Raw genomic sequence first — 14,499 nt, forward strand, 5'->3', positions numbered from 1 at the left:
GGATGAGTTCGAGTTGGTTCACCGCTCACGCTCCCCGCCGAAGACGCTGCCGTTGCGGGACGCGAACGCCGCCGCCGGCACGGGCACCAGTCCCGGCCGCCGCTCCACCGGAGTCACGGGGACCGGGCGGAGGGCCGCCGGCCGAGGCTGCTCGTCGGTGGCCTCCAGGGCGGCGGTCACCGCCTGGTCCTCGTTGGCGAGGTCGGCGGACGGCTGCTCCTCGGGCGGGTCGTAGCCGGACGGAACGTCGTCCCAGCCGTCGGTGTCTACCGGCTTGTCGACGGGCAATGCCGCCGCCGTTGGGGCAGTGGAGAAGACGAGCTTGGACAGGCCGAGGAACGCCAGCGCGGGCACGGCTGACAGCAGCCATCCGGACACGCCCGGCTTGGCCACGGCGAGCTGCGCGGACAGGGACAGCGCGACCGCGCAGACGAGCAGGAACATCGGATACCCGATCGGGCCGCCGGTGCGGCGACGTCGCCGGATGGTGAGCAGCGCGGCGAGGGGCAGCAGTTCGGAGATGGCGGCGTTGGCCCAGCCGAACCAGTCCCCCGTACCGGCTGGAGAGTTGGCCATGGTCCAGTCGTGTACGTGGGTGAACGATGCCGCCCCGGCCAGCCCGCCGACGGTCAGGACGATGAGGACCAGGACCACGCCCTCCACCCGGTCTGCGTTCGCGTTGGCCTTCACTTGGTCACCTCCTGCTCGTCGGTTTCGTCCAGTCGACGGTAGGTGCGGCCGAGTTGGCGGATGTCGTCGTCGGTGAGGTAGGAGAACCGGACCCGGACCGGTTCGCGAACGCCGTCGAGGACGACGAACCCGATCCCGGGGGCGGACTCAGGGATGCGGTCGCAGAGGGCTCCTCGGTCGCGGGCGCCGTCGCCGAGGACCATGTCCACCTGTTCCGGCTCGGTCAGTCGCAGGCCGATGCGGGTGGGGAACAGGTCCCGAAACGGCAGCACGTCCTTACGCGGGTCCTGCAACGCCGCCACCACGTGCACCCCGACCGCACGTCCCTGGGACAGGAGCAGGCCGAGGGCTTCCTTGATCCGGTCGCGGACCTTCCGATCGGTGATGTACGCCGTCAACGCTGCCAGCTCGTCGACCACCAGGATGATCAGCGGTTCATCCGACGTTGGCGTGTGCTGGCGGGCGACCCCACGCAGCCGGGCCGCCCGCAGGCGCATCCGCTTGACGGCCTCTTCCAGGACGCCGGCCATGCTGTCGGGGTCGTCGTAGGAGAACCGGGCGAACAGCGGCACCCCCGCCGCCAACTCCATGCCGCCCTTGGGGTCGAACGCCCATAGCTCGACCAGCCCTGAGCGGACACCGTCGGCCAGGGAGCGGATCAGCGACCACAGCACCGACCCCTTGCCCGACCCCGTCGCCCCCGCGATCAGCACATGCGAACCGGCCAAGCGCAGCTCATAGGGCTGCCCGTCTTCCCGCACACCGAGCGGCAGCCCGGCCAGGTCCGGCACCACCGGCACCGGCAGCGGCGCCACCGTGCCGGCGAGGGGGTCACGGCGGAGGAACCGCAGCACGACCTGATCCGGCCGGTCCGTGGACCGTGCCTGGCCCTGGCGGAGGCGGAAGGCGTAGGCGAGGCGTTCCGCGGCCTGCCCCCAATCGTCCGGGATCTGACCGGGCAGCATCCGGACGGTCACCTCGTCGCCGTGCCGGTCACAGCGCACCTTGAGAAGCTGGGGCACGTACCGGTCACCAGCGAACGCCGTCGCCAGCCCACATGTCGCCATGACCGACGCCCACCGTCGCCGATACACCGTCAGAGCCCGGACGCGGCTGACGAGCGGGTACCAGGCAAAGCGCAGCCACGACGACGGGTGCCACCGCCACCAGGCGACACACCCGACGGCGACCGCCAGGACGACGCCGGTCAGGACCCGGCCGCCGTACTCGGCCCGCACCCACAGAGCGGCCACGGTCGGGGCGGTGAGCCACCAATACCGCACCGCCAGGACCGTGAGGCGGAACAGGCCCCGGGCCAGCCACCAGAACACCAGCAGCCAACCCGGGACCCGCCACGCCGGAAGGCGCACGTTCATCGGCGCCACCGGGATCTTCTCCCCCGGAATGATGTTGATCAGAGGCACAGGTCACCACCCCTGCCAGGACGGGCCAGGGTGGCGATGCACGAGCGGCAGGACATGCGACGCAGGTCGAACCGGCGCGGCTTCACCCACTCCTCGCAGCGGGGGCAGCGGATCGCGCATACCCGCGCCGAAGCCGGCGGCAGGCGCAGCATGGACCGGAGGGCCGCCTCCACCTCCCGGTAGGCGTGCCGTAGAGCGACCATGCGGGTACGGGACATCAGGACCACCACCCCGACGAGCAGCGGCCCACAGGGCAGTTCAGGGCAGGGGAAACTACGGTGGGCATCACGCCCTCCTTCACACGTGAGGGATGGGAGAGCGCGGGACGGGCCGGGACTCTTGGCGGGGAAACGACCCGTCCCGCGCGCCAAACAGCGACCGGTCAGGCCGCCACCGAGCCGGGCATGGCCGACGCCGGCCGGATCGCGGTGGCGCGCAGCGAGTACGCCATCCGGGAACGGCAGTCGGCCGAGGAGCGGCCCGGCTTGCACCGCTGCGAGTCCACATACGGGGTCAGGGTCAGGCCCTCGAACTCCACCGCCGGCGGGTAACCCGGCACCGTCGACGGCGGTGGCACCGGCTGCTGCGCCGCAACCACCTTGACCTTCACCTCGGTCGACCGACCGAACTTCCCGGCCTCCGGGTCCAGGTCCATCACCCGCACCACCCAGACCCGCTCCCCGGTCTCCTTGTCCCGCGCCTGGTTGTCCGCCTCACCACGCCGCTCAAAATCGATCTGCGGCGACACACCCAGGCACAAAGCCCCGGCGGGGAACACGTACTCGGACGGGACAGGCACCTTCAACGTCATCGGAACCACGTGGACAGCCTCCTAACCTCACCAGTCGTCCACCTGACAACCGGTTGAGCTAACAAGCTACGTCAGCTTGTAAACACAAGCAAGGCCAAAGGTGAGCCCGTTGCACAATGTGGAGAGCCGCCGTACCCACACGAGGAAAGGCCGAGGAGGCGCGAGTGGGAGAGCGAGTGACAGCCGAGCGCCTAACGCTGGTGACCACCGTTGACCGATGGTTCCACCTGGACCAGCCAGTGCTCATCGAACGCGGGCAGACCTACTGGATCGACCGCAAGACAAGCGAGTTGTGCGTCGATCGGGGAGACGGGCGAGTCACGCGGACTCCCGGCGAGATGTGCCGCTGAGCGGCCGGCGGGCTGACGCAGCGGATCAGGACAGGGCGTAGGTGTCCTCGATCTCGTGGCGGCTGCCAGGCATCACCAGCACGGACGTCATGATCGGATCGCCGGATGCCTGATGCACAGTGATGACAACGCTCATCACCGACTCGTCGGCCGGCACATCCAACGCCTCAGCCTCGACCTCGCTCACGCGGCGCGCCGTCATGCGCTCGGTCGCGTAGTCGGCCCGTAGGCCCTTCTGCCTGGCGACGAGGTCGAGCAGGCCGCCCGGGATCGGGTCCCGCTTGGTGATGTCGGTACCGGCCGCGATGTCCACCGGCACGAAGGTGGCCACCAGGTCCACCGGGCCCGCCTCCGACACGGTCCGGCGGCGCCGCTCGTAGACCGGCGTACCCTCCGGGATCTGCAACTCCGCCGCGATCCGCGGAGAGGCGAGCACCGGACCGACATGCAGGATCTCCGCCTCCCCGGTCTCATCCAGCTCGACGGCGTCGCGGGCGTACTCAGGCGACGTGCGACCGGCAGCGGGCCGGCCACGCACGAAGCTGCCCTTGCCCTGCTGCGACTCGATCCAGCCGTCCTGCTTGAGGATGCCCAGTGCCTTGAGCACCGTCGGGCGGGACACCCCGAACTCCGTGCAGAGCTGGTTCTCCGACGGCAGTGCCGCACCGGGCGCATAGTCGCCGTCCTCGATGCGCTTCCGCAGCGTGTTCAACACGCGCAGGTATTTCGGCGTCGGTATCTCGTACGCCATCGCGGGCACCCCACCTATGAACGCTGCATGAATCTCAGCAGCTTATGAGTTGTTTGCATGACAGAACAAGCCGGCTCAGCCGTCCGGCGTCGCACGCTGCACCGCTGCGGCCAGCCATCCCGACCAGGACGACGGCGTGTCCACCAGCTCAGGCCGGGACGCGCCCGGCCAGCGACGCGGCAGGCAGCCGTACCGGCCGAACACCCGCAGCGCCGCCCGCCGTTGCGGGCACGGACTTTCCTCCCCGCAGCCGACGCAACGCCCGTCTGCGCTCGACGGCGTGTGCCAGTCGAGCTGCGCCTGTGCCGCACGGAGTTGGTCGCGCACGGCACCGGACAGGTACGTGGTCACCGGGCCAGCCCATCCGGCGGAAGCAGGCTGGCGCGTACCAGGATCTGCGCCTGCGGCCCCCGGCGGCCGGACGGGCTCAGCCTCATCCCCTCGACCCAGATCCACGGCTCATGTGCCGGACGGTTGACCACCAGCCGGACGCCGGTCACCCACAGCGTCACCGGCCCATCGGAGGGTCGGTAGCGGTCGGCGGCGGCGATGCGCAGCACCGAGCCGAGTCGTACCCGAACGTCAAACACCACGCCTCCTCCTCATCACCGGCGCCACGTTGCGGGGCGGCGCGCTGTCGGTCGTGCCTGGCCGGATCTGTAAGCCGGCGATCTGTACGAAGACCTCGCGCCGCGCCAGCGCCTTGCCGCTCGCCGGGTTGATGGAGTAGCCGGTGAGCCACACCCAGCCGTGGTACGTCGGTTTGTCGCAGACCGAGGTAACCCGCAGCCACATCGCCCGGTCGCCGCCGAACTGCACCGACGCCCGGCCGTCGATGAGCACCAGGTCGCCCGGTGCCGGGACGCCCGGCCGGCGCGGCGCCGGTGTGCGAGACGCCGAGGCGGGCGGGCCATTCACGGGCCGTCGTTCGGGTCGCGGCCCCACACCAGCACCCACCCGGGCCAGCCTCAGCAGGTCGCCGAGCGACCGGAACCCGCGCAGTCCAGGCAGGACCGCCGGGCAAGCGAACGAGTCCGCTCCGACCCACGCCCCATCCCCCGGATGGCGGTGCGGGCAAGGGTGTACTTCCAGCCCGCACCCGAGCAGGATTGGCAGTTCCTCGATACGTTCAGCCCCGTCATGCAGACAGGTTGTGGCACAAACCGCCCAGCGACCCGGAAAATCCTTCCGGGGTCGCCGCCAACCGAGGGGAGACAGTGAACCGGTGCGCGGGACGACCAACACCCTCACCATCGGCGAGCGCGTCGCCTGGTACCGCCGGCGACGCGGCCTGTCCCAGGAAGTCCTGGCCGGGCTCATCGGCCGTACCGCCGACTGGCTGGGCAAGATCGAGAACAACCGGATCGAGCTGGACCGGCTCTCCGTCATCAAGTCCCTCGCCGAAGTCCTGGACATCTCCCTCGGCGACCTGCTCGGCGAACCCTCACTGCTCGACTGGACCGGCGACAGCGGCACCGAAACCGTGCCCGCCATGCGCGCCGCCTTGATGAACTACCGCGCCCTCGGCCCATTCGGTAGCGGCACGGACGCGGAGCCGCTGAGCGTCGCTGTCCTCCGGAAGGAGGTAGGCGCCCTCTGGGACGCCTACCAGGACTCACGATTCGGATACGTCACCGGCCGCCTGCCCGACCTGCTCCACCGCGCCCAGGCCGCCGCCGACCACCACGACGGCGACGACCAGGACCAGGCCCGCCGGCTACTCGGTCTGACGTACCAGCTCGCCGCCACCCAGCTCACCAAACTCGGGGAGAGCGACCTCGCCTGGATCGCCGCCGACCGCGGCTTGGCCGCCGTCCGACCCACTGGCGACCCTCTCGTCACCGGCTCCCTGTTCCGCTCGGTCGGCCATGCCCTGCACGCCACCGGCCGCTACGCCGAAGCCGTACGCCTCACCCAGGACGCCGCCGGCTACCTTGAGCCCCACCTCAAGCACGCCACACCACCGCTGCTCTCCGTCTACGGAACCCTGTTCCTGTCCGGCTCGATGGCCGCCGCCCGATCCAACGACGCCGCCACCACCCGCGCCTTCCTCGCCGCCGCCGACCGCGCCGCCAGCCAGCTCGGAGCCGACGCCAACCACCTCTGGACCGCCTTCGGCCCGACCAACGTCGCCATCCACCGCGTCGCCACCGCCGCCGAGCTGGGGAACCTGCAAGTCGCCATCGATCTCGGCCCGCGCGTCGACACCGCCGGCCTACCGATGGAACGCCGCGTACGGCATGCCCTCGAAGTCGCCCGCGCCTACAGCTCATGGAACCGCGTCGACGACGCCCAGGCCGTTCTCCTCGACGCTGAACAGATGGCACCCGAGCAAGTTCGACACCATTTCCTCAGCCGCCAACTCGCCCTGACCTGGATACGCCGACAGCGCGGCAAGCCCGCGGCCGAGTTGGTCGGACTGGCCCGGCGGCTCAAGGTGCTCGACTGATCCCAGCCCATCTAGGCTGCCCTGGTGACGGCCAACGAGATGCCACCCATGGCAACCCCACGCGTCGCCGCAGGCGCCCTCTTCTTCGATGACGAGGGCCGGGTGCTCCTCGTACGCCCCAGCTACAAGAAGCACTGGGATATCCCGGGTGGCTACGTGGAACCCGGAGAGTCACCACGTGCCGCGTGTATACGGGAGATCGAGGAAGAACTCGGCCTCACGACCGCCGTCGGCCCCATGCTCGTTGTCGACTGGGCACCGGCCGAGCACGAAGGAGACAAGCTCCTCTTTATCTTCGATGCTGGTTCTCTCACTAGCGAGCAAGAGCAGGCCATCCGCTTTGCGGACGGGGAACTCACCGAATGGCGCTACGTCACAGCAGATGATCTGGATCGTCACGGACCGCCTCGACTGACTCGCAGACTCCGCACAGCGATCGCAGCTCGCAACAGCAGCAACGCCACGTATGCGGAACACGGCAACGCCTGTCTAGTCCCACCTGATGCTTGACGGATCCGTCCCAGCACATGCACGACAGTCAACCTTGGTTCCTCGGTCGTCCTGGTTACAGTCGGTGACATCTGAGTGCGTGCGGGCGCACTCAAACTCAGGCAGAGAACGAACCATTGCCGCCAAGACGCCATGCACGAGGGGAAGGCCGCCCAGCTCGCTGATCCCGACCCATGCGATGTCGTCATGCTCGTCAGGTGCACGGTTGGTCGGAGAGCCAACCCAGGCTCTAATTTGCCAGACGCCCACGTGAACGGCGTCCCCACCACTGCCGGCATGCAAGACGCCCAACCGTGAAGCGGACTTCGCCACGATGTGAACACCCAGCTCCTCGTCCATCTCACGCGCGAGGGCTTGTAGTTCCGACTCACCCGCTTCGACCTGCCCCCCGGGCAGATCCCAGACATCTGGGTATACCCGTTTGGTCGGCCTGCGGTGTACCAGCAGGACCGCGCCGTTTTCAACGAGTGCGCCCGTGACGACAACTTGCATGACGGGAGTAGAGCACAGGGATAGGACAAGCTCGCCAGAGCCAAAAGGGGACGCGCAGACGTCCGGATCTGCCGCGATCCAATCGCTACGCGGCGTGGCAGCCCATCGCCGGCGGTTCGGCCAGGCCGCGATACGCGCCCGTGTCGCGGACCGTGAAGGCTTCCGCGGCGCCCTTTGAGGATCATGTCGGGCATCAGGTGGGACGTGAGCGTCAAGCATGTCCCGTGACAGGACACGGCAACGCCCTCTAGTTCAGAGTTCGACACGGGTTCAAGGCGGCCCTTGACGGGCCGCACGCGCCGCCGGCTGGGCGCGCGCCGGGCCGCTGCCGCTTTCGCTCTGCGGCCGTCACGCCTGATGCCCGGCGGCTGGCGCGGAAAGCGGGAAGCCCGGAGGGCCGCCGCGGCCCGGAGGGCCGCCGCCGACCGACAGACGTTGACCGGTGGTGTGGTGGGCCGGCAGCCGGCCGGGCCGCGCGGCCGGAAGCCCGCGCGGGTAGGGAGGGCACGCCGGCCGCGTCGGCGAGTTGGCGGCGGTTGCGGGGTTGCGGTTACGGCGCCTCCGCCGGGGCGCTCCGGCTCAGGATGGCCGGGGCTCCGTCGGCGGTCACGGTCCGTGGGTGGTTTAGGCCATCCCGCCTGCATCGACACGGGCAAGCCGAGCAGACCACCGCCCGACCCGCCAGCGTCAGAACGTGCGTCAAGGTCCGCTTGACATGGCGGGCCGGGCGGCGGCCCGCTCCCCATGGGGCGGGTCGACGGCAGACAGTGAGGATGGCGGGTTGGGTCGCCGGGTTGATCTGACTCACCGGCAGACCGACGTTGCTGTCCTTATCCCGATTCGTCGGCCGGCTCGGTGGCCCCAGTAGTTGCATGTCACCGGGTCAGGCGTCGTGACTTGATAGAAGCCTGTGCGAGAGGCGCCCACCACTGTGTTGTCCGTATCGCCTGACCGGTGACGTGTCCACGTGTTCTCGACGCGACCGAGAAGGGCGGACCTCACCAGCATGGCAGCGAAGAAGCGATCGGTCATTGGCGGTGTCGACACCCACCGCGACACCCACCACGCAGCGATCATCGACAGCACCGGGGGTCTCCTGGCGGATGCCGAGCTCCCCGCGACCAGCGACGGCTATGCGGACCTGCTGGCCTGGATGCGGTCCTTCGGCCGCCTTCTCGCCGTCGGGGTCGAGGGCATCGGCAGCTACGGCGCTGGCCTCGCCCGCCACCTGGCCAGTCACAGGGTCACCGTCGTCGAGGTCGACCGCCCTGACCGCAGGACCCGCCGGACCAAGGGCAAGTCCGACCCCGATCGACGCCATCGCCGCCGCGCGGGCCACCCTCGCTAGCACCGCCGTCGGCACACCGAAGACCCGCACCGGGACCCGTGGAAGCTATCCGCGCCCTGCGAGTAGCCCGCCAGGGCGCGGTCAAGGCCCGCACGGCAGCGATCAACCAAATGCTCGGCCTGGCCGCCGCCGCCCCCGAACCCCTACGCGCCGACTTCGCAGCCCTCACCCCCTTGACCTCCATAGGAGCATCGGGATGGCTAGTCCCTAATCAGGCGAATTGGCTGAAACTAAGGGTGCAACGGCAAGTCCAGCGAAGTCCTCCCCAGCGGCCATTCTTTCCTCAAATTCTTCCCAGATATCGGCGAATCCAGGGCGTTGCTCTGTCCCTGCACGCAGGGTGTTCAGCTGTCGCGAGGCGAGGATCGAAGTTCGCGCCTGACCATTGCGGCTATACGCAGCCAATACGCGCCTCAAGTCGTCTAGTGAAATATCCTCCGACATGGCGTTGATCCATGCAAGGGGAGCTGCTGCCTCTGGATAGGATTCAGCCTTCACAAGAAGATCGGCCAGGTAAGGAATCAGCGCAAGGTCTGGAGACCCTATGTCATGCAAGAAACGAGAGTTGTATGTGGAGCTCACCGCGTCGCCGAGGCGGGCGAGAAGGAATGATCGAATAGGTTCTGGAGGGAGCGGAGAATAGAGCTGGCTTCTAACAACTAGATCGTGGATCGGTAGCTGCGCAAGCAACTCTTCGATTCGGTGTTGGACGCCGGCATGCAGATGCTCCCAAGTGCCTCTGAGTTGGCACAGGCCGTTCACAAGTAGGAAGAGCCCTTCGTCGTCTAGGTTGTCCTGTCGCGCGTCCAAAACGACCTTGAGGCTATCCTCGAACTCCATAGGGCGCAGGCTCTGTAGCGCGCGAGCGCTTCGCGTATATTTCCAGCGGAGATAGTCATCGTGGGCGGCATCGAGGGTTGACTTGCAGATCACCTTTAGCAGGTTGGCGCGCAGGGCCGGCGTTCCATGCCTCATGTAGCTTTCACTCAGGTATTCTTTTAGTTTCGCGTCGTCCTGAGGGAAGGAAGACTCACGGACTTCGCGTTCAAAGCGTTCGATCGCTTTTCGTCCCGTAACAGGCCCGTGTGACAGGAGCGCGTCGATGGCTGTGGAGAGGTGCGCGCGCACCAGCTCGGGCGTCGGAGAGAACAGTTCATCGTTCCCGCGAGAGTATGCCGGATGAGCGCAAAGATTCCGATCCTCGTAGATCCGCGACAGTTCGGCATGTTCGCGGTCTCCAATGAATTGAAAAGTGTCGCGCGCCTGGATCAGGAGACCATTCTCGAATTTCTGTAGACTGATCTTGTCGCCTGAGCTGATGGCCTTGTCAAGGGCGCTCTGGGCTGCTTGCGCTGCCCCCTCCCCCTGATCTGCCAGGAGTCGAATCTTGTAGATGACGTCTGCCGTGACCGCGATCCAGATGGCGATGATCGCTGAACGGTACGCGCCGGCGCCGTAAGCGGCGATCGCTTCATCAATGTAACGACGGGATTGTGTTGACAGTACTTGAACCCTTAAGTCTTCAAGAGCTCGCATTGATTCCTTTTTCTAGATGGGTGCAGATCCCGAATTTCGAACGGCGGGCGTCGATCGGCTCAGAGCCGGCTGGACAGTGGGCGAGGGTCAGGTTTGGCGCTGGCCCGGGTGGCGGCGCGGGCCTCGCCATCCGGGGCTGCGATGAGTCCGGTCAGCGCGGCCTCATCGGGTATGAACCAGGCAAGCAATCGGCCAGCTGAGGGTCCAGATCGGTGAGCCAGCGGACGTACCGGTCGGTGTGCCGGGCTCCAGCGTGGAAGGCATCGGCCTCCAGTGGACCGCTACGTCGTCAGCCAGTTCCGCGGACGGGGTCGGAACTCCCTCTCGCTCTGGTCCCGTACAGCACTCAAGTACAGCAACCCGGCGGGTCGATGGCATACGGGATGGCGAGCCTCACTCATCGATGAAATCGGCGATCTCAAAAAACTGCTTGAGCTGTTCAATGAGTGCAGCGTCGCCCTGGTAGATCAGGTCGATAGCAGCCATGACGAGTGCCTGGATTTGGCTACCTTCATCGGTTTCGGCAGTACCTCTCAGGAAATTGATCAGGATATCGCAACTGGCACCTGCCGGACGAACGGCGACCTTTGCAATTCCGCCCATTGCGCCCAGCGACCCGGTAATATCGCTCGCCTGCCGACCGGCGAGGCCGTGAGAGGTTGCGGACTTTACATCAACAGTCGCAGCCGGAGAGGAGAATGCGATCTCTTGCAGCCTGTAGCGCTCAAGTCGGGGTTGTAGGTCATCCAGGTAAGTTGGCCACGGCGCGTGTCGCGCATTAGTCAACTTCCTCTTGTCGTTTACAACCTGACAATCGAAGCCCTCTGCTCCCAAGGTGAGCAGCCCCCCTCTAATGCTCCAATGGGGGTTATTGAGCTGAGGATGCAGAGAAACATTGCGCCGATGCAGCATTACCTGGGTTACCAGAAGCCGATCCAGGTTGACGGTTATAAGGCGGTCGAGATTGGTCGACTCCCCAACGTCGCCCAACGACTGCAAAAGCCGCAGGTCGATTACTTCGCCCACGAGCCGCCAGAAGTCGTCGTCTACGTGGGCAGACCTCAAGAGGAATGGCAATAGCCATCGGATTTCCGACTCCGAAAGTCGGGTCGACATAGCGTGGCGGCCGGGGAAGGCGCTTAGTGGGTTCCCCCCACTAAGCCACATAATCTGCATCACGCGCTCTATACGTTTGGCATACTCGGCTCTGAAGTTTCGCCGAACTGCCGACACGACCACTTCGCCGTCATCAACGGCCCCTCGAATTATGGCTGACTCGCCGACAGCCACCTGGTCTTGAAGCTTCGCTGCGGCGGGTTGGTCCAGCAGCCCGCGTGCTCCACGAAGCCACACCTTCGCTGCCACACTCGGCAGAACGGAAGAACTGTGGACCGGCGTCGTTCTCATGGCGAAGCTATCAAGTGATGCCGCGTCCGAAACAAGGCACTCACTGTCGCCCTGGAGAGCTGTGGCTAATTCATCCCGGGCTTCGGGGTCCGCCTGGGTAGCACGGATTCCCAAGAAAACCTCGTCGCCCTTCTCCATGCGATCAACGTCTTGGTAGAGAACACTCGTTGCGTCGTGCCGAAGAAAGACATCACGTCGCTCTTCCACGCCGTTATCGCGCCACGAAACTACGAAATCAGGGAAGAACGAGTGATTGAAGTGATCTGTTGCCAGAACATCAAGCGACGAGTCGATCTCGGTCATTTCGCGAGCGATTATGGTCTTAACATCCCGAATGGCTGCATCACCCGACGACTGGTCCATTGCGTTGTCGATGGCCACCTGCATAGCGCTATACATGTCACCGACCCCCTGCAATGATGGCGTGAACGCTCGCGTAATGCTGTGGACTCATGAGTAACTCTTCGTGGCGATCAGACAGTACTAGAAGCCACAGCCTTGAGCTGACCAACTTGACGACATCGTGATCGATTTGTTGCCCGGCAAGCTTATCTGGATACTCGGCCAGTGCCCTGACGACCACAGAGGGCGAACAAAGGTCCCTCCAATCGGTTTGCGAGAATGGGTGCCAGGTAACCCACATGAATTCGTTTTCTCTATCCAGATTCTCGTCGATGCTTCTTTTCGTCGCCGAATACGAATGTGCGAGATACTCAAGGTATTTCGCAGGCTGCTTGCCAACAGTGCTGTCGGTCTTAACCTCTACGAAAAATGGCTTGCACGGTGGTGCGATGAAGTGGCCCGCAAGGTCGTAACTGTCGTGCTTGCCGGAAAGGTCCAATAGCCCCACTCGGTTGGGCGCTTCGTAGACCACCCATGGCACGTTGCACCTAGTTGTGTACTCTAGCCACTTTTTGGTGAAGTATACACCCTTACGTCCTTTTTCATGTTGAACCTCACCACCTAGCATGCGGCCAGGTTATCGACCAGTTACGGTGGGCAACAGCCCCGAAGGTCCGAATCTTTTGGACCAATTCCCCAGCGTGCGTACATCAGCAGGCAGCCCGGCAATGCCCAGAGGTACAACGAACCACGACGCCCGCGACGGCCTTCAGCCGACCGGCCGGGGGTTGGGACCTGCGTGCCAGACCGTCAGCAACCGCCTTGCCGCAATCCACAGGTTCAGGGCCGGGCACAGATCCGGCACAACTGAGCGCGAGTAACGGCGGAAGATGCTTAAACCGATGGAAGGCGTTTCCGCAGTTCAGGAGCCACACCGAGGGTGGCGTGTGAGGTCGGGAAGCCGGGGCTCTTACTTCCAGCGGAACTGCACGAACCGACACCTCAAGGGGTCATCGACTTGGAACGACAGCTTGGATCGGGTGGAGCTGTCGACAGCAACCGGCGTGGACGAGGGTGCCCGTCGGCGGAAGCGTGCGGACAGCCGCCCGAGGTCGCGAACGCGGACAGACGATGCCGGACGATCCGCACAGAGCTTGTGGTCGAGGTATCGCGGGGCTCGCCAAGCAGCCAACCGAACCGAGCCGCCAAACCGGCGAGCAGGAGGGGACGAGCACAGACGCGGACACCACGTCGAGCAAGAGGACCAGGCGGTTGACCAGCGCCCCGGAGCCGACTCGAAATGCGCAGATCATGGCAGGGTCTACGCCCGATGTTGCCGAGACAGTCTCTTTTGGATCAAGGCGCCGCGCAAGCGCGGCGCAGGCACGCCGCGCTCGGCCTGCTGGCGGCCTCCGGCCGGCATCGGCCGGCACGGCGTGCCTACCCCTGGGAAGCATGGGGTGGCGTCGAGCTTTCAAGCGCTCCGTGTGATCGTGGCCGAGTGAGCAGCCCGGATCTCGACACCATCACCGCGTTCAGGCGGCATGTCGGCGCACTGGCGGCGCAGCTCCTCGCCGCCGACGATCCGTACGACACTGCGGTCCAGCTCTGGGGCGATTCTGGTCGTTCGACTTGGGCTGGCGCTTTGGCTGATGGGCTGTGCGCAGTCTGGGGCGCTCTGACGGACTGGGCCGAGCGGAAGCCCGCGGAGGCAGGTCTCGCGGCGGCCGAGATGAAGAGTGCCGCACAGGGCTGGTTGGCACTCGATCCCCAGGACCAGAAAGCAGTCGCGGCCTACTTCCAGCACTGGTTGCACAGGCTCTACCCCGCCGACGAGCGAACTCGGTAGCTCGTGACGATCGCGAGGGTGGCGACCCGCCGTCGAGGGCGGGGCGATCGCTGCCGCGCCGCTACGCGGCTTGCCATCGGTGCCGGGGTCCAGGCGCGCGGAAAGCCGGCGACACGGCAAGCCGCCCCCGGCCCAAAGGCCGGGGGCGGTGAGCCGTACGCCGCCGGACAACCGCGCGCCCATGCGCAGCCGTGCCAGCAACGTGCCAGTAGCCGGTGTCCCAGACGGTCAGCAGCGGTCATGATCGGGCACCACGGTACCGCCGCTGAGCAGGCGTTCCGGACAGATCAGGTCAGCCGAGAACGATCTTCCAAACTGGCGGTTTCACATGACGTCGGCAGCGGCGCAGGCTCCGCCGGGACGAAGTGCCCAGCGTCTGGCTCTCCTTCGTAGAGATTCTACGATGTGGCCTGCCGAGCGCGCTGAGCGTGTTGGTGCTGTTGAACGACCCCGATGCAGGCAACAACGTCAGACTCATCGGCTGACAAGAACAGTTGGAAGTAGTACGGCGGATCGCTCAGTCTGACGCGTCCGACCCGT

The 14,499-nt window shown here is 66.1% G+C and carries 15 protein-coding genes and 1 pseudogene; 4 read left to right on the forward strand and 12 right to left on the reverse strand.

Going from position 1 to position 14,499, the window contains the following annotated elements; all coding sequences use genetic code 11:
- Nucleotides 1–18 precede the first annotated feature (18 nt).
- The 8 genes from ACZ6Q9_RS12675 to ACZ6Q9_RS12710 form a co-directional block, all read right to left on the reverse strand.
- Nucleotides 19–690, reverse strand: a complete 672-nt coding sequence (locus ACZ6Q9_RS12675; protein WP_396828543.1) for a DUF2637 domain-containing protein — start codon at nt 688–690, stop codon at nt 19–21.
- Nucleotides 687–2,114, reverse strand: a complete 1,428-nt coding sequence (locus ACZ6Q9_RS12680) for an FtsK/SpoIIIE domain-containing protein (protein ID WP_396828541.1) — start codon at nt 2,112–2,114, stop codon at nt 687–689. Before ACZ6Q9_RS12680 ends, ACZ6Q9_RS12675 begins: the two co-directional genes overlap by 4 nt.
- Nucleotides 2,105–2,332 carry a hypothetical protein gene (locus tag ACZ6Q9_RS12685; protein WP_396828539.1) on the reverse strand — a complete coding sequence of 76 codons (228 nt, stop codon included), beginning with the start codon at nt 2,330–2,332 and terminating at the stop codon, nt 2,105–2,107. Before ACZ6Q9_RS12685 ends, ACZ6Q9_RS12680 begins: the two co-directional genes overlap by 10 nt.
- Nucleotides 2,333–2,496: 164 nt before the next feature.
- Entirely contained in the window at nt 2,497–2,925 is a 429-nt protein-coding gene (locus tag ACZ6Q9_RS12690) for a hypothetical protein (RefSeq protein WP_396828537.1), read from the reverse strand.
- 375 nt (nt 2,926–3,300) lie between these two features.
- Complete coding sequence (locus ACZ6Q9_RS12695; RefSeq protein ID WP_396828535.1) at nt 3,301–4,026, reverse strand: GntR family transcriptional regulator; 726 nt, start codon at nt 4,024–4,026, stop codon at nt 3,301–3,303.
- Nucleotides 4,027–4,101: 75 nt separating this feature from the next.
- On the reverse strand, nt 4,102–4,377 hold the full coding sequence (locus tag ACZ6Q9_RS12700; protein ID WP_396828533.1) for a hypothetical protein: 276 nt from the start codon (nt 4,375–4,377) through the stop codon (nt 4,102–4,104).
- Entirely contained in the window at nt 4,374–4,619 is a 246-nt protein-coding gene (locus tag ACZ6Q9_RS12705; RefSeq protein WP_396828531.1) for a hypothetical protein, read from the reverse strand. Before ACZ6Q9_RS12705 ends, ACZ6Q9_RS12700 begins: the two co-directional genes overlap by 4 nt.
- Nucleotides 4,609–4,869 carry a hypothetical protein gene (locus ACZ6Q9_RS12710; protein ID WP_396828529.1) on the reverse strand — a complete coding sequence of 87 codons (261 nt, stop codon included), beginning with the start codon at nt 4,867–4,869 and terminating at the stop codon, nt 4,609–4,611. Before ACZ6Q9_RS12710 ends, ACZ6Q9_RS12705 begins: the two co-directional genes overlap by 11 nt.
- A 382-nt stretch (nt 4,870–5,251) precedes the next feature.
- Here ACZ6Q9_RS12710 and ACZ6Q9_RS12715 point away from each other — a divergent pair, with 382 nt between their 5' ends.
- Nucleotides 5,252–6,475, forward strand: coding sequence for a helix-turn-helix domain-containing protein (locus ACZ6Q9_RS12715; RefSeq protein ID WP_396828527.1), 1,224 nt, complete (start codon nt 5,252–5,254; stop codon nt 6,473–6,475).
- Nucleotides 6,476–6,499: 24 nt separating this feature from the next.
- Nucleotides 6,500–6,985 carry an NUDIX domain-containing protein gene (locus tag ACZ6Q9_RS12720; RefSeq protein ID WP_396828525.1) on the forward strand — a complete coding sequence of 162 codons (486 nt, stop codon included), beginning with the start codon at nt 6,500–6,502 and terminating at the stop codon, nt 6,983–6,985.
- Here ACZ6Q9_RS12720 and ACZ6Q9_RS12725 read toward each other — a convergent pair.
- Entirely contained in the window at nt 6,965–7,696 is a 732-nt protein-coding gene (locus tag ACZ6Q9_RS12725) for an NUDIX domain-containing protein (protein WP_466021402.1), read from the reverse strand. The genes ACZ6Q9_RS12720 and ACZ6Q9_RS12725 overlap by 21 nt on opposite strands.
- Nucleotides 7,697–8,483: 787 nt before the next feature.
- Here ACZ6Q9_RS12725 and ACZ6Q9_RS12730 point away from each other — a divergent pair.
- Nucleotides 8,484–8,995: pseudogene (locus tag ACZ6Q9_RS12730) on the forward strand (IS110 family transposase); the annotation flags it as partial.
- Nucleotides 8,996–9,032: 37 nt separating this feature from the next.
- Here ACZ6Q9_RS12730 and ACZ6Q9_RS12735 read toward each other — a convergent pair.
- The 3 genes from ACZ6Q9_RS12735 to ACZ6Q9_RS12745 all read right to left on the reverse strand — a co-directional run bounded on the left by ACZ6Q9_RS12735 (nt 9,033) and on the right by ACZ6Q9_RS12745 (nt 12,642).
- On the reverse strand, nt 9,033–10,361 hold the full coding sequence (locus ACZ6Q9_RS12735) for a hypothetical protein (protein ID WP_396828520.1): 1,329 nt from the start codon (nt 10,359–10,361) through the stop codon (nt 9,033–9,035).
- Between the two features lie 393 nt (nt 10,362–10,754).
- Nucleotides 10,755–12,149 carry a hypothetical protein gene (locus ACZ6Q9_RS12740; protein WP_396828518.1) on the reverse strand — a complete coding sequence of 465 codons (1,395 nt, stop codon included), beginning with the start codon at nt 12,147–12,149 and terminating at the stop codon, nt 10,755–10,757.
- 19 nt (nt 12,150–12,168) lie between these two features.
- Complete coding sequence (locus ACZ6Q9_RS12745) at nt 12,169–12,642, reverse strand: hypothetical protein (protein WP_396828516.1); 474 nt, start codon at nt 12,640–12,642, stop codon at nt 12,169–12,171.
- Between the two features lie 969 nt (nt 12,643–13,611).
- Between ACZ6Q9_RS12745 and ACZ6Q9_RS12750 the strand changes: the two genes are divergently transcribed.
- On the forward strand, nt 13,612–13,959 hold the full coding sequence (locus ACZ6Q9_RS12750) for a hypothetical protein (RefSeq protein WP_396828514.1): 348 nt from the start codon (nt 13,612–13,614) through the stop codon (nt 13,957–13,959).
- Nucleotides 13,960–14,499 lie beyond the last annotated feature (540 nt).

The sequence above is a fragment of the Micromonospora sp. NPDC049139 genome (assembly GCF_055586845.1).